Raw genomic sequence first — 22,595 nt, forward strand, 5'->3', positions numbered from 1 at the left:
ACCCGCACGGGGGTCCCGCTGCCCTCACCTCCCGTCGCCGGTGTGCTTCACGGTCCAGGTGAGCCCCCACGCGGCCAGGGCGAGGAACACCGTCGACTGCGCGGCCAGCAGGCCCATGTCCAGCGCCCACTGCCCGGCGGTGGCCTCGAACAGCCGGTCGGGTTGCGGCCCGTCGCGGGGTTGCAGGCCGACCGTCGCCGCCATCGCCGCGTAGCCGGCCCGGGCGGGCAGCACGAGGGAGAACTGCTCCAGGCCGGCCCGCCCGGCCAGGGGGAACAGCCCGCCGCAGAACACCAGCTGCCCCATGACCAGCGCGACCAGCGCCGGCATCGTCTGGTCGGCCGACCGGGCGAACGCCGACACCGCCAGCGAGGCGATGGTCATGGTGACGCCGACCGCGGCGACCGCGGCGGCGATCTCCAGCCGCGGCCACGGGAGGACCAGCCCGTCGTCCGGACCGGGCAGACCCAGCAGCGCGAGGAGGCAGAACGCCACCGACTGGAAGGTCACGCACCCGCCCAGGACGAGCACCTTGGCGGCGAGGTAGACCGCCGGCGACAGGCCGACGGCGTGCTCCCGGCGGAAGATCGGCCGCTCCCCCACCAGCTCCCGGACCGCCAGCGCCGCCCCCATCAGCGCCGCCCCCACGACCAGCACGATGATCCGCTGCTGCGCCTCGGCCGGGTTCCCCCCGGCCGCCGACATCGACAGGCCGCCCTCCCCCGGGAAGGCGTGCGCCATGACCGCGAGGACGACGGGCATGCCGACGAGCAGGGCGAGGAAGAGCCGGTCCGCGGCGACGACGGCCAGGTTGCGGCGCACGAGGGTCGCCAGCTGCCGCAGCGGGGCCGGCCGCGGCGGCACGGGGGCGGTGCCCGCGGGGCACGGCGGCACGCCCTCGCCGGTCGGCTCGACGTAGCGGCGCTGGAGCGTGGACTCGGCGAACCGCTCCACCCACCCCGGGTCCTCGAGGGCGGCGAAGACCGACGGGTGGTCCCGGACGCCGAAGAACGGCAGCAGCCGGTCGGGCGGTCCGAAGAAGGCGACCCGGCCGCCGGGCGCGAGCAGCAGCACCCGGTCGCACCGGTCGAGGGCCAGCACGCTGTGCGTCACGACCAGCACGACGCGGCCCGCGTCGGCGAGGGCGCGCAGGCCGTCCATCACCTGCCGGTCCAGGCCGGGGTCCAGGCCGGAGGTCGGCTCGTCGAGGAAGAGCATCTGCGGGGCGGTCAGCAGCTCCAGGGCGATCGACGTCCGCTTGCGCTGCCCGCCGGAGAGGGAGTCGATGCGCTGGTCGATCTGCGCGGTCAGCCGCACCTCCTCGAGGACCTCCGCGACCCGCTGCGCCCGCTCCTCGGCGGTGGTGTCGGGCGGCAGGCGCAGGCGGGCGGCGAAGTCGAGGGCCCGGCGCACGGTGAGCTGGCGGTGCAGGATGTCCTCCTGCGGCACCAGCCCGATGAGGAAGCGCAGCTGCTCGTACTCGTCGTAGAGGTCCCGGCCGTCCCACGTCACCCGGCCGGCACCGGCGGGGCGCAGCCCGGTGAGCGCCCCCAGCAGGGTGGACTTGCCCGCACCCGACGGGCCGATGACCGCGACCAGCTCCCCCGCCCGCACCGTGACGCTCAGGTCGTCCATCAGGCGCCGGCCCTGCGCGGTGGTGACGGTGAGGTGCCGGGCGTCCAGCGCCGGCCGTCGCGCGCCGGCCAGGGTGACGGTGCGCCCGTCCCAGGCGAAGGTGCTGCCGCCGGCGCCGATCCGGTCGCCCGGCCGCAGCGCCTCGGCGCCGTGGATGCGGCGGCCGTTGAGGTAGGTGCCGTTGAAGCTGCGGAGGTCACGGAGGACGGCACCGCCGTCGGCCGGGACCTCCACGGCCACGTGCCGCCGGGACAGCACGGGGTCGTCGGGGACCACGACGTCGCACCCGGGGTCGCGGCCGATGACCAGCACCTGCCGCCCCGCGCCGTCCTCCGCCGGGGCGGCGGTGCCGGCCGGCCCGCAGCGCAGCCGCAGCTCGGTGCCGTCCTCGCCGCCGACGCGGACACTGACCTCCCGTCCCGCGCCGACCCGCGCCCGCTGCTTCGGGACCCCGTCGACCCAGGTGCCGTTGCGGCTGCCGAGGTCGCGCAGCAGCCAGCCGTCGTCCTCCCAGCGCAGCGCCAGGTGCATGCCGCTGACCCGCTCGTCGGTCACGTGGACGTCGCACCGCGGGTCGCGGCCGACGACGACCGGCTGCTCCCGGGGGAACGTCCACGCCCGGCCCGGGCCCTCGACCTGCAGGACGTCCTGCGCCGGTCGTCGGGGGGTCCGCGTCATGCCTGTCCTCCCGGTCAGCCGGTGGTGCGCAGCGAGCCGACGACCCGGTCGAAGGTCGCCGACTCGGCGGCGAACTCCGACGGCGGCGCGAAGAGGACCAGCAGCTGCGGGGGCGTGGACTCCAGCGCCAGCACGCGCACCTGCAGCGCGACGTCCTCCGCGAGGCCGAACTGGCCGGTCATCAGCTGCGCCTCGAGGTCGCCGGCGGGGGTCGTCCCCCGCGGGGTCAGCGTGGCGTCCTGGCCCGGCAGCAGCGCCCGGGCGGACTCCAGGACCACCGCGGCCGAGGCGCCGCCCAGCCTGGGGCGCTGGTAGACCGCCAGACCGACGACGGAGCCGGGGTCGTCCTCGGCGGTGGCCGCGGCGGCCGCCATGGCGGCGGGGTCGTCGGCGAACAGGCCGGGCAGCTCCGCCGGGGACAGCACGGTGACGGCGCTGTCCCCGGCGCCGTCGGTGCGGGCGACCCAGTCGCCGGGCACGTCCAGGCGGTACGGGATGCCGGGGTCGGTGAACGTCGTCCACCCGCGCTCGCCGCGCAGCAGCACGACGGCGACGGCCGCGACGGCCAGCACCAGCGCCGCGGCCACCGCCAGGAGCACCGGCCGCCGCGGCCCCCGGCGCCCGCCCGGCGACGGCTCCGGACGGGGCCGGCCCACGGACCGCTCGCGCACCGGCGGCTCGACCGCACCGGCGCCCATGCGGGCCAGCAGCTCCCCGCAGGTGGCCGGCCGGTCGTCCCGGTCCTTGGCCAGGCCGGCCGCCAGCGCGTCGTCCACGGCGGGCGGCAGCTCCGGGCGCTCCCGGCTGGGCGGCGGCGGGTCGGTGGACATGTGCGCCCACAGCACCGCGGCGTCGTCCTCGTGGTCGAAGGGCGGGTGGCCGACGAGGACGGCGTAGGCCACGCAGGCCAGGGCGTAGACGTCGGCGCGCGCGTCGACCGGCTCCCCGCGGATCTGTTCCGGGGGGACGTAGTCCAGCGTGCCCAGGAAGTGTCCGGTGGCGGTGAGCCCGGACTCCGACGCCGAGCGCTTGGTGAGGCCGAAGTCGGTGAGGTACACGTGCCGGCGGCCACCGTGCGGTGAGTCGGCGAGCAGGATGTTGGCCGGCTTCACGTCGCGGTGGACCAGGCCGGCGTCGTGGGCGGCGTCCAGCGCCGCCGCCGTCTGGGCGAGCACGTCCAGCGCCTCGTCCAGCGGGAGGCAGCCGCGCCGGTCCAGATCGGTGCGCAGGTCGACGCCCCGCACGAAGCGCATCGCCAGGAACAGCCGGCCCCCGGCGTCCCCGGCCTCGTAGATCGGGATGATGTTGGGGTGGTCGACGGCGGCCGCCAGCCGCGACTCGCGGACGAACCGGCTGCGGAAGTTGCTGTTCACCGTGAGCTCGGGGGCCAGCAGCTTGAGCGCCACCGGCCGGTCGAGGCGGGTGTCACGGGCCCGGTAGACCACGCCCATCCCACCCCGGCCGACGATCGACTCGATCAGGTAGTCGCCGAAGTGCCCACCGGGTTCCAGCAGGGACTGCGGCAGGGCCATCTCATCCGACCCGGGCACCGCACGCACCGCAGAAGCGGGCCCCGGCCCGCAGCCCCTTCCCGCAGTCGGAGCAGAAGCCGGGCGACTCCCCCGCCGGTGCGGCCACCCGCGCCCAGGCGGCGCCCGCGGCCGGCCCGGTCGAGGGGTCGCTGCCGGCGCGGGCCGGCGGGGGGACGGCCACCGGCACCACCCGCGGCGCCGCCGTGGTGAGGTCGGCCGCCGACCGGCCGGCCCCGTCCGGCGCGGGACCGCGACCGCTGCGGGGTGCCGCGGCCGTCGTGGTGGGCGGCACCTGGCCACCGGCCGCCGTGGCCGGCACCGGGTCCGGCGCCCTCCCTCCGGCGCGGGCCGGTCGCCCGGCCCCTCCGCCGCCGCGCCCGGCCGCGGGCCGCCGTGCCCGGCCGCGCCGGACCACCAGGGCGGCGAGGAGGGCGGCGAGCAGCAGCGCCCCGGCGAGCACCGCCCAGCCGGTCGTGCCGCTGAGCGGCCCCTCGTCGCCGGTGTCCGACGCGGCGCCCGCCCCCTGCCCCTGTGCCTGGGCGGTCTGCAGGTGCTGGGCGGCCAGGGCCGAGTCGTAGTAGGTGAGCGACTCCTGGAACGCGCTGGCCGCCGCGCCACCCGACGCGCCACCGGCCAGGTGGTCGACCCCGCGGCGGAACACCGCGTCGAAGGCCGACGCGCTCGGCGGGGCGCCGGCGGCGTCCAGCGCGGTCCGGACGTCGGCGACCGGGACGAGGCTCGGCGTCCCGTCCTCCGCGGTCGTGGCCAGTCCGACCAGCCGCCCGGTCTCGGGGTCGACGACCGGGCCGCCGCTCATCCCGGCGGCGAGGGCGGCGGGGAGGTTGCCCTCGGCGGTCAGCTGGTCGGAGCCCTCGGCCGTCCGCACGGGCAGGGTGACGGGCGGCTGGCCGGCGGCGGGCGGCTGGTCGAACCCGGCGAGCAGGGCGTCGGCCGGGGCCGCCTCCCCGTCGCCGGCCAGCTCCGCCGTCGGCGTCCCGCCACCGCCGGCGATGCGCAGGACGGCGACCCCGCCGGGCCCGTCGGGCGCACCGATCAGGTCGGCCTGGACGCGGGTCGGCGTGCCGGTGTACGGGATGACGGTGTACTCGGGGACGGTGAACAGGACGCAGTGCTCGACGCGGTCGTAGCAGTGCGTCAGGTGCGCGCTCCAGAACCGGTCGTTCGTGGTGGCCCGCCGCGCCATGTCGCCGTCGTTGCCGGTGAGGGTGAGCCCCAGCTGGTCGGTGAACAGCTGGTTGGCCGAGGAGACCGACACCGTCTCCTGGTCGATCTCCACGGTCCGCCCGGAGGTGACGATGACGCCGTCCGCGGAGGTGTAGACGCCGGTCCCGGTGTCCAGCGGGACGGTGTAGCGGCCCCGCAGCAGCTCCACGTCCCCGGTGGAGTGGTTGATGTGCACGATCTCCGCGATCACCGACGTCTCGATGCGGACCAGCGCGGCCTTGGTGCCCTCGACCCCGCTGACGAGGTCGGTGCCGCCGTCGTCGGCGGCGGTGGCCGGGGACGTCGCGAGCAGGGCCGCGGCGGCCGCGAGCGCGACGACGGTGGGTGCCCTGCGCATGTCAGCGCTCCGCCTGACCGCGGGGTGCGACGGGGGTGCGCGATCGGGCCATGACCTGGCCTCGCTCTCAGGCTCGGCGACCGCCCCGGTGGGCTCGGGCGGCAGCGAGAACGTGACCCGTCATCCGGCAGGCGTCAACCGTCGTCCGGCTCTGGACGGCTCCGGCCCCGCGTTCCGGAACTCCCTCCGCGCATGCCGTCACGCTGTGCCCCCGGTCGGGTTCGAACCGACACTCGGACCCTTTTAAGGGGCCTGCCTCTGCCGATTGGGCTACGGGGGCCCGCAGCGCACGGTAGCCCGACCGGCACCGGCCCTCAGGAGGCCTGGGCCGGGCGGGACTGGGCCCGGTCGGCCGCCGACGGTGGGGGCAGCGCGCCGGTCCGCCCGGTGTTGGCGGCGGCGACGAACTCCCGCCGCGGGTCCTGCAGCTGGCCGAGGGAGATGACCTCGCGGCGGAACACGGCGGCCAGGGTCCAGTCGGCCACCACCCGGGCCTTCCGGTTGAAGGTGGGCACGCGGCTGACGTGGTACGTGCGGTGCATGAACCAGGCCGGCCAGCCCTTGAGCTTCACCCCGTAGACCTGCGCCACGCCCTTGTGCAGGCCCAGGCTGGCCACCGAGCCGGCGTAGGCGTGCCGGTAGGGCTGCGGCTGCCCGCCGCCCAGGACGGCGACGATGTTGTCGGCCAGCCGCTTGGCCTGCCGGACGGCGTGCTGGGCGTTGGGTGCCGTGGTCGCGTCCGGTGCCTCCTTGGTGAGGTCGGGGACGGCGGCGAGGTCACCGGCCGACCACGCGTCGGGCATCCCCTCCACCTGCAGGGTGGCCTCGCAGACGACCCGGCCGCGGCCGTCCAGCGGCAGGTCGGTCTCGGCGAGCACCGGGTTGGGCTTGGTGCCCGCCGTCCAGACCAGGGTGTCGCTGTCGAACTCGTCGCCGTCGCTGAGCCGGACGTGGCAGTCGGTCACCGACTCCAGGCGGGTGTTGAGCCGGACGTCCATGCCGCGGGCGGTCAGCTGCTTGACCGTCCACGCGGCCATGTCGAGGTCGACCTCGGGCAGGATCCGCCCCATCGCCTCGACCAGCACCCACCGCATGTCCGACGGCGACAGCCGCGGGTAGTAGTGCTCCACGGCGTACCGCGCCATGTCCTCCAGCTCGGCGAAGGCCTCCACGCCCGCGTACCCGCCGCCGACGAACGTGAAGGTCAGCGCCCGGCGCCGGACGGCGGGGTCGTCGGTCGAGCTGGCCGCGTCCAGCCGGGCGAGCACGTGGTTGCGCAGGTAGATGGCCTCGCCGACGTTCTTGAACCCGATGCCGTGCTCGGCCAGCCCGGGGATGGGCAGCGTGCGGGCCACGGAGCCGGCGGCCATGACCAGCACGTCGTAGGAGAGCTCGAAGGGCTGCCCCTCGATCGGCGCGATGCTGGCCCGGCGCTCGGCGTGGCTGAGCCCGGTGACCGCGCCGGTGATGACCCGGCAGCGCGGCAGGGTGCGCCGCAGCGGGACCACGACGTGGCGCGGCTCCACCGAGCCGGCCGCGGCCTCGGGGAGGAACGGCTGGTAGGTCATGTGTGGCTGCGGGTCGACCACCACGATCTCCGCCCTCCCCCGGGAGAGCTTCTTCTGCAGCCGCAGGGCGGTGTACAGCCCGACGTAACCGCCACCCACGACCAGGACGACCGGACGCTGCGCCATGGAGGGAGCCTAGGGCCGCGACACCGGTCCCGGCAGGGCCGCGGCGAGGTCCGTGGCCCGGGTGAGCACCGCGTCGAGCATCGGCTCGGTGAGCTTGCCGGTGAAGGTGTTCTGCTGGCTGACGTGGTAGCTGCCCAGCAGGGTGAGCGGACCGCGCGGCCCCTCGAGGGTCACCTCGACCCCGTGCCCGAACGCCGGACGTGGCCGGGGCAGCCGGTACCCGGCCTCGGCCAGCACCGGCCACAGCGCCGTCCAGCCGAACCCGCCGAGCACGACGACGACCCGCAGCTCCGGCAGCAGCGCCAGCTCCCGCGCCAGCCACGGCGAGCAGGTGTCGCGCTCCTCCGGCGTCGGCGCGTTGGCCGGTGGGGCGCAGCGCACCGCCGCGGCCACCCGGACGCCGGTCAGCTCCAGCCCGTCCCCGACGTGGGTGGACGTCGGCTGGCTGGCCAGCCCGGCCCGCCACAGCGCGGCGAAGATCCAGTCGCCGCTGCGGTCGCCGGTGAACACCCGGCCGGTGCGGTTGCCGCCGTGCGCGGCCGGCGCGAGCCCGACGACGGCGATCCGGGCGTCGGCCGGGCCGAGCCCCGGCACCGGCCGGCCCCAGTAGTCCTCGTCGCGGAAGGAGGCCCGCTTGACCCGGGCCACCTCCTCCCGCCAGGCCACCAGGCGGGGGCAGGCGCGGCAGCCGGAGATGCGGGCGTCCAGGACGGCGAGGTCGCGGGTCCTCCGCGCCCCGCGGACGACGCCGGCGGGGGTACGGGTCACCGGGAAGCCGGCCGCATCGGTCGCCACCCCGTCAGGGAACCACCCGTGATCTGCGTGCCGACGGGGACCCCGGCATGATCACCGTCGTGGCGAGGAAGAAGAAGCAGAAGGCCCCGCTCACCTGGAAGCTGCTCTCGGCGGGCTTCGCGGTGCCGGCGGGGATCGCCGTCCGGAAGGCGACCGACGCCGCCTGGTACGGCGTGCGCGGGACGACGCCCCCGAAGAACCCCGCGGCACCCGGGGTCAGCTGGCCCGAGGCGCTGGCCTGGGCCGCGGTCTCCGGGCTGGCCGTCGCCGCCGGGCGCCTGGTGGCCGCCCGCGGCGCCGCGGCCAGCTACGAGAAGCTGACCGGGAAGCTGCCCCCGGGGATCAACCAGGGCACCACCTGAGCCGGGGTCAGCCGCGCGCGGGACCCAGCTCCTCGACCAGCCCGACGATGACGTCGGCGGGGCCGCGGACGTAGCAGTACCGGTAGACCTCCCCGTACTGCGCCACCTCACCCACGAGTTCGGCGCCGTGGGCACGCAGGCGGTCGAGGACGGCGTCGACCGCGTCGACGGCGAACGTGAGGCGGGGGATGCCGAGGGTGTTCACCGGCGCCCTCGGCGCACGGGTGGTGGTCACCGGCGTGTGGAACGTGGACAGCTCCACCCGGCCGTGGCCGTCCGGGGTCCGCACGACGGCGAGGTCCGCCCGGACGCCGTCCAGTCCGACGAGCCGGTCCACCCACTCCCCCTCGACGGTCGCCTCGCCCTCCAGTTCCAGGCCCAGCTCGACGAAGAAGGCGACAGCAGCCGCGAGGTCCTCGACCACGACGCCGACGTGGTCCATCCGGTAGACCGTCACGTCCGGCAACGTAGGGACCGACCGGGCGGCCTGACCACCCCCTCTGCCGGGGTCAGCCGCGGGCCAGCTGCAGGGCGATGCCGTCGAGGATGTCGTGCTCGCTGACCACGACGTCGTCGAGGGCGAAGGCGTCCATGACCACCCGCAGGATGAGGGAGCCGGCGCCGATGACGTCGACCCGGCCCGGGTGCATGACCGCCTCCAGCGCCCGCCGTGCGCGGGTCGCGGTGAGCAGGCCGGCGGTCACCGAGCGGACGCCGGCCACGGGGATCCGCGAGCCGTGGATGGCCACCGGGTCGTAGACGGGCAGGTGCAGCGCCAGCGCCGCGACGGTGGTCACCGAGCCGGCCAGCCCGACCAGGGTGGCCGCCTCGTGCACCGGCACCGTGGCGGCCACGTCGGCCAGCGCCGTGCGGATGTCGGCCTCGGCGCGTTGGATCTCGTCAGCGGTGGGCGGGTCGCCGTGCAGGTGCCGCTCGGTGAGCCGGACGCAGCCGATGTCGACCGAGCGGGCCGCCCGGACCCCGCCGGCGTCGCCGAGCACGAACTCGGTCGACCCGCCGCCGATGTCGACCACCAGGTACGGCGGGTGCGGCGCGGGCTGACCGTGCGCGGCGACCGCGGCGTCGAGGGAGGCGGTGGCCCCGAGGAAGGACAGCCGCGCCTCCTCGTCCCCGGCGACGACGTCGGGCAGCTGGCCGAGGGTCGCGACGACCATGTCCTCGAAGTCGGCGCGGTTGGCGGCGTCCCGGCTGGCGCTGGTCGCCACCATCCGGACCGCCGCGGCCCCCAGCTCCCGCGCCTGCGCGGCGTACTCGCCCAGCACGACGCGGGTGCGCTCGATCGCCTCGGGCGCCAGCCGGCCGGTGGCGTCGACGCCCTGACCGAGGCGGACCACCTCCATCCGGCGCAGCAGGTCGCGGTGCGGCCCCTCCGGGGGGACGTCAGCGACGAGCAGGCGGATGGAGTTGGTGCCGCAGTCGATCGCGGCGACGCGGGTCATCGGTCCTCCTGGGCGCACGGGCCGTTCGCCCACCACTCGCCCATCTCGGCCACCGCGCGGTCGCCGATGGGGTTGACGCCCGGGCCGGCGGCCAGCGCGTGACCGGCCAGCGCGTGCAGGCACTTGACGCGGTCGGGCATGCCGCCGGCGGTGTTGCGGGTCGGCAGCACCCCGAGGGCGTCGCGCTCGGCGAGGTAGGCCTCGTGGGCGGCGCGGTAGCGCGCCGCCAGCTCCGGGTCGGTGGCCAGCTCGTCCTGCCACTCCCGCATCCGGCCGGCCGACTCCAGCCGGCTGGCGGCGGCGTTGGCCCGCGGGCACGTCAGGTAGTACAGCGTGGGGAACGGCGTGCCGTCCTCCAGCCGCGGCGAGGTCTCCACGACGTCGGGCTGCCCGCACGGGCAGCGGTGGGCCACGGCGCGCACCGCACGCGGCGGCCGGCCCAGCTGGCGGGCGACGACCTCCCGCTCCGCCGGGGTGACCGGTTCCTTCACTCGTTCGGCTCCTCGTCGCCGTCGGCCTCGGCGACCGACTGCAGCAGTGCGTCGTACCAGGGCAGGTCACCGTCGTCCGGCTCGGGCACGGTGCCGGCGTCGCCCTCGACCGCGTCGCCGTCCACCACGACGACGAGGCGGTCGCCGGGGAGCACGTAGGTCAGCCGTTCCCGCGCCTCGCGGGCGATGACGGCGGGGTCGCCCTGGCGGGCCAGCTGGTCCTGGAGGTCCTCGATGCGCCGGTCGAGCTCGGTGCCCTCGGCGGCCAGCCGGGTCAGCTCCGCCCGCCCGGCCAGGAACTGGCGGACCGGCCCGGCGAGGGTGAGGGCCAGCAGCAGCACCAGGCCGCCGAGCAGGACCGCCCGGCCGGTGAACAGCGGCCGCCGGGGCGTGCCCGGGGCCGCCGTCGTCCGCGGGGTGCGGCGACCCGGCCGCCGCGCCTCCGGCCGGCTGCCCGCGCCCGCGCGGGAGCCGGCCGGGACCGGTCGGGACGCCGCGTGGGTGATCGGCCGCCCGGTCGAGCGGCGCCCGGCCGGCGCGGGCCCGCCCCGGCGGGCGCGCGCGGCGCTCATCGGCGGGCGGACCTCATCGGGCGCTCAGCCGCGGGAACGCCGCCGCACCCGCGTACCGGGCCGCGTCGTCGAGCTCCTCCTCGATGCGCAGCAGCTGGTTGTACTTGGCCACCCGCTCGCTGCGCGCGGGGGCGCCGGTCTTGATCTGCCCGCAGTCGGTGGCGACGGCGAGGTCGGCGATCGTGGTGTCCTCGGTCTCGCCGGAGCGGTGGCTCATCATGCAGCGGTAGCCGCTGCGGTGGGCCAGGTTCACCGCATCGAGGGTCTCGGTGAGCGTGCCGATCTGGTTGACCTTCACCAGCAGCGCGTTGCCCGCCTTGCGCTCGATGCCGTCGGCCAGCCGGGCCGGGTTGGTGACGAACAGGTCGTCGCCGACCAGCTGCACGCGGTCGCCGAGCGCGGCGGTCAGCGCGATCCAGCCGTCCCAGTCCTCCTCCGACAGCGGGTCCTCGATCGAGACGATCGGGTAGGCGTCGACCAGCTCGCGGTAGTAGTCGGTGAGGTACTCCGCCGAGCGGGTCTGCCCCTCGAAGTCGTAGCCGCCGTCGGCGTGGAACTCGGTGGCGGCGACGTCCAGCGCCAGGGCGACGTCGGTGCCGAGGGTGTAGCCGGCCTTCTCGACCGCCTCGGCGATGAGGTCCAGCGCGTCGCGGTTGCTGGGCAGGTCGGGGGCGAACCCGCCCTCGTCACCCAGGCCCGTGGACAGCCCACGGCCCTTCAGCACCGACTTCAGCGCGTGGTAGGTCTCGGTGCCCACGGCCAGCGCCTCGGCGAAGGTCGCCGCGCCGATCGGGGCGATCATGAACTCCTGCACGTCGACGTTGCTGTCGGCGTGGGCGCCGCCGTTGAGGATGTTCATCATCGGCACCGGCAGCAGGTGCGCCGAGGGCCCGCCGACGTAGCGGAACAGCGGCAGCCCGGCGGACTCCGCGGCGGCCTTGGCCACCGCGAGGCTCACCCCGAGGATCGCGTTCGCGCCGAGGCGGGACTTGTCCGGCGTCCCGTCGAGGTCGAGCAGCCGCTGGTCGACCAGCCGCTGCTCGCTGGCGTCGTAGCCGACCAGCTCCGGGCCGATGACGTCGAGGACGCCGTCGACGGCCTTGGTCACGCCCTTGCCGCCGTAGCGCTCCCCGCCGTCGCGCAGCTCCACCGCCTCGAACGCGCCGGTGGAGGCGCCGCTGGGCACCGCGGCCCGCGTGATCGTCCCGTCGTCGAGGGCGACCTCGACCTCCACGGTGGGGTTTCCGCGCGAGTCGAGGATCTCCCGCGCGCCTACGGCGTCGATGCTGGGCACGGGGGCAGCCTAGCCAGCCCCCGCGGGAGCGCTCACCCGCCGCGCGTGGACGGCCCGCCCGCGGGCCGACTCGCGGACACCGCGTCGTCGCACCGATGAGAAGCGGCGTCGGTCATCGTCTCCTCCACGACACCGTTCCGCCGGCGCGCAGGGCGCGCCGGACCGACACGCTGAGGAGCACGCCTTGGGCGCGATCAAGGTCCACGAGTTCACCACCGTCGACGGGGTGACCGACGCCCCCATGTGGACGGTCGACTACGGCTTCCCCGACGACCTGGCCGCCTCCATCGGCGCCCTCACGGGGTCGGCGTCGGGGATCCTGCTCGGCCGCACGACGTTCGAGATGTTCGCGCCGGCGTGGTCGACCCGCACCGCGGAGGACGACGAGGGCGCGCCGTTCTTCAACGACACCCGCAAGTACGTCGTCTCCTCCACGCTGTCCGACGCCGAGTCGGTGTGGCGGAACTCCACGGTGGTCGGGGGGTACGACGCCGAGCGCCTGCGCACGCTCAAGGCGGAGTCGGACGGCGACCTCTACGTGAGCGGCAGCATCACCCTGGTGCGGGCCCTGCTGGCCGACGGGCTGGTCGACGAGCTGCACCTCTACGTCTACCCGCTGGCCGTCGGGACCGGCATCCGGCTGTTCCCCGACGGCGCCCCCCGTACGCCGCTGTCCCTCCTCGGTGCCGAGAGCCTGAGCAACGGGGTGGCGCACCTGACCTACGGGCCGCCCGCCTCCGCCTGACCAGGGCCGGTCGCGAGGGCCGGGCTCCGGGAGCCCGGCCCTCGCGACCGGGGCGGGTCAGCTCCCGCCGTGGTCGGCGCCTCGGAACAGCCAGGCGACGAACCCGGCCACCAGGCCGGCGAGCACCACGTTGACCAGCACCCGGAGCGGGTCGAACGGACCGTCGAGGAACTCCCCGACGACGACCCCGCCCACCAGCCAGACGAAGACCGCACCGGCGATCCACGAGCAGTGCCGGGGTACGCCGGCACCCGACCGTCCCGAGCTGGCCACACCACGATGGTGGCCCCGGACGCGGTGTCCCGCGCGTCGGAGGGCGGTCAGTCCCGGACGCGTTCCTCCGCCGCGGCGTCGAGCTCGCCCGCGTACCGGCGCACCGCCTCGCGCAACGCGTCCTCGACGTCCCAGCCGCGCTGGGCGGCCCCGCTCACGACCGCGAGCAGCCGCTCCCCCAGCTCCTCGGGGCTGCGGGTGGACAGCTCGGCCGGCTCCGGGACGGGCAGCCCCGCCCGGCCGGCCCGGCGCACCAGCGCCGCGCCCCACGCCGCGGCCGGCTGGGAGCGGGAGACGCCCTCGGTCGGCGAGCGACGCTGCTTCTCGGCCTTCTTGATCTCCTCCCAGCCCGCCTCGACCTCGGCGACGTCCCGGGGACCGGCGTCCCCGAACACGTGCGGGTGCCGGCGGACCAGCTTGTCGACCAGGTCGCCGGCCACCTCGTCGACGGTGAACCGGCGGTCCCCCGCGGCCTCGGCGGCCACCCGGGCGTGGAAGACGACCTGGAGCAGCACGTCGCCGAGCTCCTCGCGCATCGCCACCGGGTCGTCGTCCACGATCGCGTCGTAGGCCTCGTGCGCCTCCTCCAGCAGGTACCCGCGCAGCGAGGCGTGGGTCTGCTCGGCGTCCCACGGGCAGCCGCCGGGTGAGCGCAGCCGGTCCATCACGGCGACGACGTCGAGCAGCCGGGTGCCGGCCGGCGTCGGCGCGCCGTCGACCACCTCGGCGGCGTCGATGTCCTCCCCGGCCACGAGGGCGACGACCTGGTCGGGCCGGGCCTGCGCCGCGGCGGCGTCGGGGAGGTCCTCGACGGCCCAGCCGGCGGCGCGCAGCGCGGCGGCGGTCGCCGCGGCGCCGGGCAGCGCGACCACGGGCCGCTCGCCGGTCAGGGCGCGCCAGCCGGCGGGGCCGAGCAGGCCGGGGAGCGAGGGGCTGACGGTGACGGCGAGCGCGACGGGCACGCCGTCAGTCTCCGGCAGCCGCCGGACCGGCGGCCGCGCCGGTGCCCCCGCCCCCGTCGAGGATGTCGACGACCCCGCCGTCGGCCGGGACGATCTGGCCCTCCTCGATCGTGCCGTAGCGGGGGTTGACGGTGATGTCCAGGCCGTCGCGGACGTCGGCGACCCGCTGCTGCGCGGCGTCGTCGACCTCGGAGGCGGCGGCGTCCTCCAGGTCGCCCCGCGCCTCCTCGAAGCTCGGCACGACCGGCTGACCCACGAAGACGACGAGCACGCCGCCCACCTCCGGGACGGCGACCGAGAACGCGCTGTCCGGTGCGGCCGCGGTGACCCGGTCGGCGATGGCGGTCGGCACCTGGTCGGCCGCGCGCGGCGTCACCTGGGGCAGCGTGGTGTTCGACGGGTACTGGGCGGCGACGGCCGGGTAGGCGGTCGGGTCTGCCTGCAGCGTGGCGACGGCGGCGTCGGCGGCGGCCTGGTCGGGCACGGTCACGTAACCGAGGGAGACCTGCGACAGGGAGGGCAGCGCCTCCTCGTAGTCGGCGCGCAGCTGCTCCTCGGACAGCCCCTCGGCCAGCCCCTCCGCGACCGCGATGCGCTGGCGCACCAGCTGCTGGCGGACGGTCTCGAAGATGTCGGTCCGCCCCACGCCCTGGGCGGCGGCCTGGCTGTAGAGCGCCTCGGGGTCCTGGTCGCCGATCAGCTCGTCGAGCAGCGCCTGGACGTCGGCGTCGGACGGCGTGACCCCGTACTCCTCGGCCGCCTGGGCGTAGACCTCGGCCTGCACCATCCGGGTGAGCACGAGGCGGGTGAACTCGTCCTGCCGGCCCTCGGTGGCCGCGGCGAGCGCCGGGTCGGCCAGCCGCTCGTCCACCGCCGTCTGCAGCTGGGCAACGGTGACCCGCTCGTCGCCCACGTAGGCGGCGACGTTGGGCGAGGTACGGCAGCCGGCCACCCCGGCCAGCGTGACGAGACCGAGGGCCAGCGATGCGGTCAGGCGACGGCTGTGCACGCCCCGGAGGGTGCCACAACCCCTGTGACCCACGACGCAGGCAGCCCCGTCCGGCCCCGTCCAGGGGGCCCGCCGTGAGCTAGCGAACGGCGGGGAGGACGGGGTCCTTCTGCGGCTGCTCGAGGACGGCGGCCAGCAGCGCGTGCAGGTTCTCCAGCAGGGCCACGTCCCGCAGCGGCGTCCGCCGGTCCGGGCCGACCGGCACCTTGAGCGAGATGGTGTCGACGGTGGACTTGTAGGTCGCGCCGTCGGCCAGCCGGGCCAGCCGCATCTGCTGGGACTCCCGCAGCGGGACCGGCGAGATCCGGATCGCCCGGCCCTGCATCGAGACCTCGGTGATCCCCCACTTCCGCACGGCGGCGCGGAACCGGGCGACGGCCAGCAGGTTGAGCACCGGCGCGGGCGGGGCGCCGTAGCGGTCGGTCAGCTCGTCGAGCACCGCCTGGGCCTGCTCGTCGGACTGCACCGAGGCGACCTTGCGGTAGGCCTCCATCCGCAGCCGCTCGCCGGGCACGTAGTCGTGTGGCAGGTGCGCGTCCACCGGCAGGTCGACCCGCACCTCGGCCGGTTCGGCCGGGACCTCCTCACCGGACAGCTGGGCCCGGTAGTCGGTGACCGCCTCGCCGACCAGCCGCACGTAGAGGTCGAACCCGACCCCGGCGATGTGCCCGGACTGCTCGCCACCGAGCAGGTTGCCCGACCCGCGGATCTCGAGGTCCTTCATCGCCACGGCCATGCCGGCGCCCAGGTCGGTGTTGTGCGCGATCGTGGTCAGCCGGTCCACCGAGGTCTCGGTCAGCGGGCGCGACGGGTCGTAGGTGAAGTAGGCGTAGGCCCGTTCACGGCCACGGCCGACCCGGCCGCGGATCTGGTGCAGCTGGGAGAGGCCGAAGGTGTCGGCGCGGTCGACGATGAGGGTGTTGGCGTTGGGGATGTCCAGGCCGGACTCGACGATCGTCGTCGCCACCAGGACGTCGTACTCCTTCTCCCAGAAGCCGACCATGATCCGCTCGAGCTCGTGCTCCTTCATCTGCCCGTGCCCGACGGCGACGCGGGCCTCGGGCACCAGGTTGCGGATCTTGGCCGCCGCCTTGTCGATCGACTGCACCCGGTTGTGGATGACGAAGACCTGGCCGTCGCGCAGCAGCTCACGGCGGATCGCGGCGGCCATCTGCTTGTCGTCCCACGCCCCGACGTAGGTCAGCACCGGGTGCCGCTCCTCCGGCGGGGTGAGGATCGTCGACATCTCCCGGATGCCGGTCAGCGACATCTCCAGGGTGCGCGGGATCGGGGTGGCCGACATCGACAGGACGTCGACCGCCGTCCGCATGGTCTTCAGGTACTCCTTGTGCTCGACGCCGAAGCGCTGCTCCTCGTCGACGATGACCAGGCCGAGGTCCTTGAAGCGGGTGGTCGGCTGCAGCAGCCGGTGGGTGCCGACGAGCACGTCGACCTCCCCGGCGGCCAGCTGGCGCAGCGTCTCGGCGCTCTCGGCGTCGGACTGGAAGCGGGACAGCACCTTCACCGTCACCGGGAACTGGGCGAACCGCTCGGAGAAGGTCTTGAAGTGCTGGTTGGCCAGCAGCGTCGTCGGCACGAGGACGGCGACCTGCTTGCCGTCCTGCACCGCCTTGAACGCCGCGCGCACGGCGATCTCGGTCTTCCCGTAGCCGACGTCGCCGCAGATGATCCGGTCCATCGGGACCGGGTTCTGCATGTCGGTCTTGACCTCGTCGATCGCGGCCAGCTGGTCGGGGGTCTCCTGGAACGGGAAGGCGTCCTCCAGCTCGCGCTGCCAGACGGTGTCCGGGCCGAAGGCGTGCCCCTGGGTGGCCATGCGCGCCGAGTAGAGCCGGATCAGCTCCGCGGCGATCTGCTTGACCGCCTTGCGGGCCTGGCCCTTGGTCTTCTGCCAGTCCGCGCCGCCCAGCTTGGACAGCGCCGGGGCCTCGCCGCCGACGTACCGGGTCAGCTGGTCGAGGGCGTCGGTGGGCACGAACAGCCGGTCCGGCGGCTGGTTCCGCTTGGACGGCGCGTACTCGACGATCAGGTAGTCGCGCTGCCCGCCGTTGACGGTGCGGCTGACCATCTCGATGTAGCGGCCGATGCCGTGGTGCTCGTGGACGACGAGGTCGCCGGGCTGCAGCTGGACCAGGTCGACGGCGTTGCGCCGGCGGGCCGGCATCTTCACCGCGTCCCGCATCGAGGTGCCGCGCTGCCCGGTCAGGTCGTGCTCGGTGAGCAGCGCCAGGCCCACGCCGGGGAAGGTGAAGCCGGCCTCCAGGTTGCCCTGGGTGACGTGGGTCAGCCGCGGCTCGGGGGCGGTGGCGATGTCGGGCACCAGGCGGGCACCGAGGTCGGCCTCGGCGAACTGGTCGGCGGCGCGCTGGGCGGGGCCGGGCCCGGCGAAGGTGACCACCAGCTGCCAGCCGGCCCGTGACCACGTGCGCAGCTGGTCGATGGCGCGCGGCACGTCACCGGAGAAGCGGTCGACGGTGGTCGCGTCCAGGGTGACGTGGGTGTCGTCGTCCTCGGTCGCGAGGGTGAACGCGCCGGTGCTCCACCACGGCAGGCCGCGGGCGCGGGCGGCGGACTCGACGTCGGCCAGGTCGCGGAAGGACGACGCCCCCAGGTCCAGCGGCGCCTCCCCGGCCTCGGCGGCGGTGGCCCAGGAGGCGGCGAGGAACTCCTCGGCGGTGCGCACGAGGTCCGCGGCCCGGCTGCGCACCCGCTCGGGGTCGCAGACCAGCACGTGCGTGCCGCGGGGCACGAGGTCGGTGAGCAGCTGCATCTGCGCGTCGCCCAGCAGCGCCGGGGTCAGCGACTCCATGCCCTCGACGGCGATCCCCTCGGCCAGCTTGCCGAGGATCTCCAGCAGCCCGGGGTGCTCGACGGCCAGCTCGGCGGCGCGCGCCCGCACCTGCTCGGTGAGCAGCAGCTCGCGGCACGGCGGGGCCCACAGCCGCTCGGGCCGCTCGTCGAGGGAGCGCTGGTCGGCGGCGGAGAAGTAGCGCAGCTCGTCGACCTCGTCGCCCCAGAACTCCACGCGCACCGGGTGCGGCTCGGTCGGCGGGAAGACGTCGAGCAGCCCACCGCGGACGGCGAACTCGCCGCGCTTCTCCACCAGCTCGACGCGGGTGTACGCGGCGTCGGACAGCGCCTGCGCGACGTCGTCGAGCTCGGCGGAGTCCCCGGGCGCGAGCTCGACCGGGACGAGGTCGCCCAGGCCGGGGGCCAGCGGCTGCAGCACGCTGCGCACCGGCGCGACCAGCACGTCGACCGCGCCGTTCGCGCCCGGGTGCGTGAGGTCGCGCAGCACCGCCAGCCGGCGGCCGACGGTGTCCGCGCGCGGGGAGAGCCGCTCGTGGGGCAGCGTCTCCCAGGCGGGGAACACCTCGGTGCGCCGGTCGGGGAGGAAGCAGCGCAGCTGGTCGGCCACGGCGTCGGCGTCCCGCTCCCCCGCCGTCACGACGAGGACGGGGACGCCGCCGTCCCCGCCGGCCGCCGCCAGCGCGGCCGCGACCAGCGGCTGGACCGACGGCGGGGCGGTGACCGCCAGCTCCGCGTTCCCCGCGGCGGCCACCACGCGGGCCATGCCGGGGTCGGTGAGGACGACGTCGAGCACGCCGCGCAAGGTCACGAGACCGTCTCCTGAGACTTCGGGCCACGCACGTCGCGCCGGGTGCGCGGGGGGCCGGGACCCCAGGTTAGTCCTGGCGGCGCGCCCCCGCCGCCGTCACCGGGAGTGACCGGACGCCCCCCTCGATGGGGTGAGCACCCCCGTCCTGGCGACGTGGTGCGCCGCCGCACCGTGGCAGCCTCGTTCCATGTCCCTCCTGCACCTGCCGCGGGAGCCGACACACCGCGTGGCGGGGCTCGGGCGGCGCAGGACGCGGGTGGACGTGTGGCAGGTCCGGTTGGACGTCACCGACGACCAACTCGCCGGTGCCGCTGCCGTGCTGACCGCAGGTGAGCGCGCCTCCGCCGACCGGGGCGCGCCTCCGGTGCGCCGCCGCCGGATCGCACTGCGCGCCGCTCTGCGCACCGTGCTCGCCCAGGTCCTGGGTCGGGCCCCCGAGGACGTCCCCCTCGTCACCGATCCCTCCGGCCGGCCGCGCCTCGACCTGCCGGCCCCGCTGTGGGACGTCAACTGCTCGCGCAGCGACGACCTCGGCCTGGTCGTCCTGGCCCGCGGACTCCGCGTGGGCATCGACGTCGAACGGATCTCCCCGTGGACCGGTGCGACCGCACAGGAGGGGTGGTTGTCGCCGTCGGAGGTGTCCGCCGTGCAGGCGCTCCCGCCGGCGGAACGCGCCCGGGCCGCCGCTCGCTCCTGGACGCAGAAGGAGGCGGTCCTCAAGGCGCAGGGGACCGGCCTGTCGACGCCGCCCGCCGGGGTCACGGTCTCCCGCGACCGGCGCGGCACCCGTTCCGGGCCCTGGACGCTCGCCGCCGTCGCGGTACCGCCGGCGTACGAGGCCTCCCTCGCCTGCTCCGCACCGGTCCCCCTCGACGGCCCCGCACTCGTCCCCCTGCTCCTGCCCGACCCCGCACGCCCGACGGGACACCGACGTGACACTCACCGCCCCCACTGACCCCGCGCCGCAGGGCGGCCGCCCCGCGCGCGCCAGCCAGCTGGCCGACTTCCGCGCCGTGTGCGAGCGCCTCGCCGGCAGGTCCCTGACCGACCCGGCCGACCTCCACGCCTTCTCCGTCCACCGGGCCCCGCTGTTCTGGCGGGCGTTCCTGGACTGGTCGGGCCTGCCCTGGTCCGGATCGGCGGAGACGGTCGTCGTCGGCGACGACGTCGAGACGGCGCGCTTCTTCCCGGAGGTCACCCTCAACTACGCCGAGGCGTTGCTGCGCCCCCTGCCGGACGTGGACGACGACAGTGCCGCACTCACCGCCGTCCACGCCGGTCGCCGAGCCGAGCACTACACCCGGGGCCAGCTGCGGGCCGCGGTGCGACGGACGGCGACGGCGCTGGCCGGTCTGGGGACCGGGATCGGCGACTGCGTCGCGGCGATCGCACCGAACAACGCCGAGGTCCTGGTCGGCGTGCTGGCGGCGACCGCCATCGGTGCCACCGTCTCCACGGCCACCCCCGACATGGGCAGCAGCGCGCTGCTGGGCCGCCTCGGGCAGACCGAGCCCCGGCTCCTGCTGCTGGACCGCAGCGGCATGGACGACGTGACGCTCGCGGAGGTCGTCGCCGGCCTCCCGACGCTGCACGCCGTCCTGCTGCTGGACGACGCGCCCCCGCCGGCCGCACTGCCCGTGGCCGTCCACCGGCTGGCCGACCTCGTGGCCGCCACCGGCCAGGCCGACCCGGTGGAGTGGCCGCGGCTGCCGTTCGAGCACCCGCTGTTCGTCATGTTCTCCTCGGGCACGACGGGTCCGCCGAAGGCGATGGTGCACGGCGCCGGCGGGACCCTGCTCGAGCACGTCAAGGAGCACCGCCTGCACGGTGACCTCCGCCCCGACGACACGCTGTACTTCCACACCACGACCGCCTGGATGATGTGGAACTGGCAGCTGTCCGCCCTCGCCGTCGGGGCGCACGTGGTGGTGTACGACGGCCCGGTCCTGGGCCCGTCGACGCTGTGGGAGCTCGCCGCCGAGCAGCGCGTCACCGTGCTCGGCACCAGCCCCGCCTACCTCCAGCTGTGTCAGGACTCCGGCTACCGCCCGGCCGCGGCCGTCGACCTCTCCGCCCTGCGCAGCGTGCTGTCCACCGGCGCGGTGCTGCACGACTGGCAGTTCGACTGGGTGAGCCGCGAGGTCGGCCCCCTCCCCCTCCAGTCCATCTCCGGCGGCACCGACGTCATCGGCTGCTTCCTGCTCGGCCACCCCGAGCTGCCGGTCCGTCCCGGGCGGTGCCAGACCCGCAGCCTGGGGATGGACGTCGTCGCCCTCGGCCCGGACGGCGAGGAACTCCTGGACGGGATCGGCGACCTGGTCTGCCGCAGGCCCTTCCCCTCGCGGCCGGTCGGCTTCCTGCGGGACCCCGACGGGGCGCGGTTCCACGCGGCCTACTTCGTCGACCACCCCGGCCACTGGACCCACGGTGACCTCGTGGAGTTCGCCTCGGACGGGTCGGCCCGTCTGCACGGCCGCTCCGACGGCGTGCTCAACGTCAACGGCGTGCGGATCGGCCCCGCCGAGGTCCACACCGCGCTGCGCGAGCTCCCCGCCGTCGCCGCCGCCCTCGCCGTCGAGCAGCGGGACCCGGCGCACCCGGGCGCGTCCCGGATGGTGCTGCTGGTGGTGCTCGCCGATGGCGCGCGGCTCGACGACGCCCTGGAGCGGGACATCCGGCGGACCCTGCGCCGCCGGGCATCGGCGGCGCACGTGCCGTCCCTCGTGGTCGCCGTCCCCGAACTGCCCCTGACGCACAACGGCAAGACGTCCGAGCGGGCTGCCCGTGACGCCGTCAACGGCGACGCCGTGGGCAACCTCTCGGCCCTGCGCAACCCCGGCAGCCTCGACGCCATCCGAGCCGCGGTCCTGGCCGTCGACACCGACCCGGCCGGCGGGGGGACGGCGGCGGACGGGCCCGAGGCGGCCGTGACCCGCCTGTGGGAGACCGCGCTCGGACGGGGCGGGTCCCGGCCGGACGACGAGTTCTTCGACCTGGGGGGCACCTCGCGACAGGTGATGACCCTGCTCCACCGGGTCCGGGAGGAAGTGGGCGTGGACGTGTCCCTCCCCGACTTCTTCACCCGGCCCACCCTCGGCGGTCTGCTCGACTCCGTGGCGTCCGCCCGGTCGTCGGTGGCGCCCGGGGCCCTCATGCCGCTGCGGACCGGCCACGGTGCCCCGCTGGTCCTGGTGGTGGAGGGCTGGCGGCCGCTCACCGACTACGCCGCCCTGGTACGGCACCTGCGGGTCGAGTGCCCCGTGTACGCGCTCAGGCCGCGTCTCACCGACGACGCCGGCCGGGCGCTCTCCGTCGGCGAGGTCGCCGGCCTCGCCGTCGAGGAGCTGCGGACGGTCCCCTCGGGCGCCGTCGCGGGCCTCGTCGGCCACGGCTTCGGTGGACTCGTGGCGCTCGAGGTGGCCCACCGGGTGCGGCAGGACGGCGTGCCGGTCGGCGCGCTGGTCCTCGTCGACGCCCCGTGGCCCGCGGGAGCCCTCCCTCCCCTGGTGCGGGCCGGCCGCCGCTGGGCGGGCCGGCTGGCGGCGCTGCGGTCCCCCGACCGTGGGCGGGACCTGTGGCAGCGGTTCGTCGACCGCTACGCGCCGGCGACGACCTCCCCGGAGCGGCAGGAGTTCCTGCGTGCGCGCGCGGCGGCCGACGGGCACCGCCCGTCCTCCCACGACGGACCGGTCGTGTCCGTCGTGCCCCAGCAGCGGCCCCGGCGGATCGGGGACGACACCTCCGGCTGGCGGCGGACCCTGCCCGCGGGCACCGTCAGCGTGGTGGCGGCGCGATCCGCGGACCTGCTCGAGGAGCCGTTCGTGACCGAGGTCGCGGCCCGCGTCTCGACCACCGTCGGCTGAGGCGCCGG

General features: G+C 75.9%; 18 protein-coding genes and 1 tRNA gene. 4 read left to right on the top strand and 15 right to left on the bottom strand.

Annotation, left to right across the window (positions count from 1 at the left end):
• Nucleotides 1-24 precede the first annotated feature (24 nt).
• From ACI79E_RS00380 to ACI79E_RS00405, 6 genes are all read right to left on the bottom strand, one after another.
• Nucleotides 25-2,313 carry an FHA domain-containing protein gene (locus tag ACI79E_RS00380; protein WP_456930561.1) on the bottom strand — a complete coding sequence of 763 codons (2,289 nt, stop codon included), beginning with the start codon at nucleotides 2,311-2,313 and terminating at the stop codon, nucleotides 25-27.
• A gap of 14 nt (nucleotides 2,314-2,327) precedes the next feature.
• A complete protein-coding gene (locus tag ACI79E_RS00385; protein WP_456930562.1) occupies nucleotides 2,328-3,863 on the bottom strand; it encodes a serine/threonine-protein kinase in 1,536 nt (511 codons plus the stop codon).
• The gene (locus tag ACI79E_RS00390; protein ID WP_456930563.1) at nucleotides 3,847-5,427 is read right to left on the bottom strand and encodes a trypsin-like peptidase domain-containing protein; all 1,581 of its coding nucleotides are present in this window, start codon (nucleotides 5,425-5,427) and stop codon (nucleotides 3,847-3,849) included. The genes ACI79E_RS00385 and ACI79E_RS00390 overlap by 17 nt, the downstream gene beginning before the upstream one ends.
• A gap of 206 nt (nucleotides 5,428-5,633) precedes the next feature.
• Nucleotides 5,634-5,707: transfer RNA gene (locus tag ACI79E_RS00395), tRNA-Leu, on the bottom strand.
• Between the two features lie 34 nt (nucleotides 5,708-5,741).
• Nucleotides 5,742-7,121, bottom strand: coding sequence for an NAD(P)/FAD-dependent oxidoreductase (locus ACI79E_RS00400; protein ID WP_456930564.1), 1,380 nt, complete (start codon nucleotides 7,119-7,121; stop codon nucleotides 5,742-5,744).
• A 9-nt stretch (nucleotides 7,122-7,130) separates the two neighbouring features.
• Entirely contained in the window at nucleotides 7,131-7,916 is a 786-nt protein-coding gene (locus ACI79E_RS00405; RefSeq protein ID WP_456930565.1) for a uracil-DNA glycosylase, read from the bottom strand.
• 47 nt (nucleotides 7,917-7,963) lie between these two features.
• Between ACI79E_RS00405 and ACI79E_RS00410 the strand changes: the two genes are divergently transcribed.
• Nucleotides 7,964-8,278, top strand: coding sequence for a DUF4235 domain-containing protein (locus ACI79E_RS00410; RefSeq protein WP_456854709.1), 315 nt, complete (start codon nucleotides 7,964-7,966; stop codon nucleotides 8,276-8,278).
• Nucleotides 8,279-8,285: 7 nt separating this feature from the next.
• On the opposite strand, the gene ACI79E_RS00415 is transcribed toward ACI79E_RS00410, so the two are convergent.
• From ACI79E_RS00415 to eno, 5 genes are read right to left on the bottom strand one after another with little or no spacing between them, the layout of a single operon-like run.
• Nucleotides 8,286-8,735, bottom strand: coding sequence for a VOC family protein (locus tag ACI79E_RS00415; RefSeq protein WP_456930566.1), 450 nt, complete (start codon nucleotides 8,733-8,735; stop codon nucleotides 8,286-8,288).
• A 52-nt stretch (nucleotides 8,736-8,787) separates the two neighbouring features.
• Nucleotides 8,788-9,738: a Ppx/GppA phosphatase family protein gene (locus tag ACI79E_RS00420; RefSeq protein ID WP_456930567.1), complete on the bottom strand. Its 951-nt coding sequence runs from the start codon at nucleotides 9,736-9,738 to the stop codon at nucleotides 8,788-8,790.
• Complete coding sequence (locus ACI79E_RS00425) at nucleotides 9,735-10,229, bottom strand: DUF501 domain-containing protein (RefSeq protein WP_456930568.1); 495 nt, start codon at nucleotides 10,227-10,229, stop codon at nucleotides 9,735-9,737. Before ACI79E_RS00425 ends, ACI79E_RS00420 begins: the two co-directional genes overlap by 4 nt.
• Nucleotides 10,226-10,801, bottom strand: a complete 576-nt coding sequence (locus ACI79E_RS00430; protein ID WP_456930569.1) for an FtsB family cell division protein — start codon at nucleotides 10,799-10,801, stop codon at nucleotides 10,226-10,228. Before ACI79E_RS00430 ends, ACI79E_RS00425 begins: the two co-directional genes overlap by 4 nt.
• 13 nt (nucleotides 10,802-10,814) lie before the next feature.
• A complete protein-coding gene (gene eno, locus ACI79E_RS00435; RefSeq protein ID WP_456930570.1) occupies nucleotides 10,815-12,095 on the bottom strand; it encodes a phosphopyruvate hydratase in 1,281 nt (426 codons plus the stop codon).
• A gap of 184 nt (nucleotides 12,096-12,279) precedes the next feature.
• Between eno and ACI79E_RS00440 the strand changes: the two genes are divergently transcribed.
• On the top strand, nucleotides 12,280-12,840 hold the full coding sequence (locus ACI79E_RS00440) for a dihydrofolate reductase family protein (RefSeq protein WP_456930571.1): 561 nt from the start codon (nucleotides 12,280-12,282) through the stop codon (nucleotides 12,838-12,840).
• Nucleotides 12,841-12,897: 57 nt separating this feature from the next.
• On the opposite strand, the gene ACI79E_RS00445 is transcribed toward ACI79E_RS00440, so the two are convergent.
• The 4 genes from ACI79E_RS00445 to mfd all read right to left on the bottom strand — a co-directional run bounded on the left by ACI79E_RS00445 (nucleotide 12,898) and on the right by mfd (nucleotide 18,724).
• Nucleotides 12,898-13,113 carry a hypothetical protein gene (locus ACI79E_RS00445; RefSeq protein ID WP_456930572.1) on the bottom strand — a complete coding sequence of 72 codons (216 nt, stop codon included), beginning with the start codon at nucleotides 13,111-13,113 and terminating at the stop codon, nucleotides 12,898-12,900.
• Nucleotides 13,114-13,160: 47 nt separating this feature from the next.
• Entirely contained in the window at nucleotides 13,161-14,075 is a 915-nt protein-coding gene (locus tag ACI79E_RS00450) for a MazG family protein (protein ID WP_456930573.1), read from the bottom strand.
• A 4-nt stretch (nucleotides 14,076-14,079) separates the two neighbouring features.
• A complete protein-coding gene (locus ACI79E_RS00455) occupies nucleotides 14,080-15,084 on the bottom strand; it encodes a SurA N-terminal domain-containing protein (protein WP_456930574.1) in 1,005 nt (334 codons plus the stop codon).
• A 79-nt stretch (nucleotides 15,085-15,163) separates the two neighbouring features.
• Nucleotides 15,164-18,724 carry a transcription-repair coupling factor gene (gene mfd, locus ACI79E_RS00460; RefSeq protein ID WP_456930575.1) on the bottom strand — a complete coding sequence of 1,187 codons (3,561 nt, stop codon included), beginning with the start codon at nucleotides 18,722-18,724 and terminating at the stop codon, nucleotides 15,164-15,166.
• A 256-nt stretch (nucleotides 18,725-18,980) separates the two neighbouring features.
• Between mfd and ACI79E_RS00465 the strand changes: the two genes are divergently transcribed.
• Complete coding sequence (locus tag ACI79E_RS00465; RefSeq protein WP_456930576.1) at nucleotides 18,981-19,679, top strand: 4'-phosphopantetheinyl transferase family protein; 699 nt, start codon at nucleotides 18,981-18,983, stop codon at nucleotides 19,677-19,679.
• Nucleotides 19,657-22,587 (top strand): acetoacetate--CoA ligase, encoded by a 2,931-nt coding sequence (locus ACI79E_RS00470; RefSeq protein ID WP_456930577.1) that lies wholly within the window; start codon nucleotides 19,657-19,659, stop codon nucleotides 22,585-22,587. The genes ACI79E_RS00465 and ACI79E_RS00470 overlap by 23 nt, the downstream gene beginning before the upstream one ends.
• The last annotated feature ends 8 nt before the right edge of the window (nucleotides 22,588-22,595 follow it).

It is taken from the genome of Geodermatophilus sp. SYSU D00079, assembly GCF_054050635.1.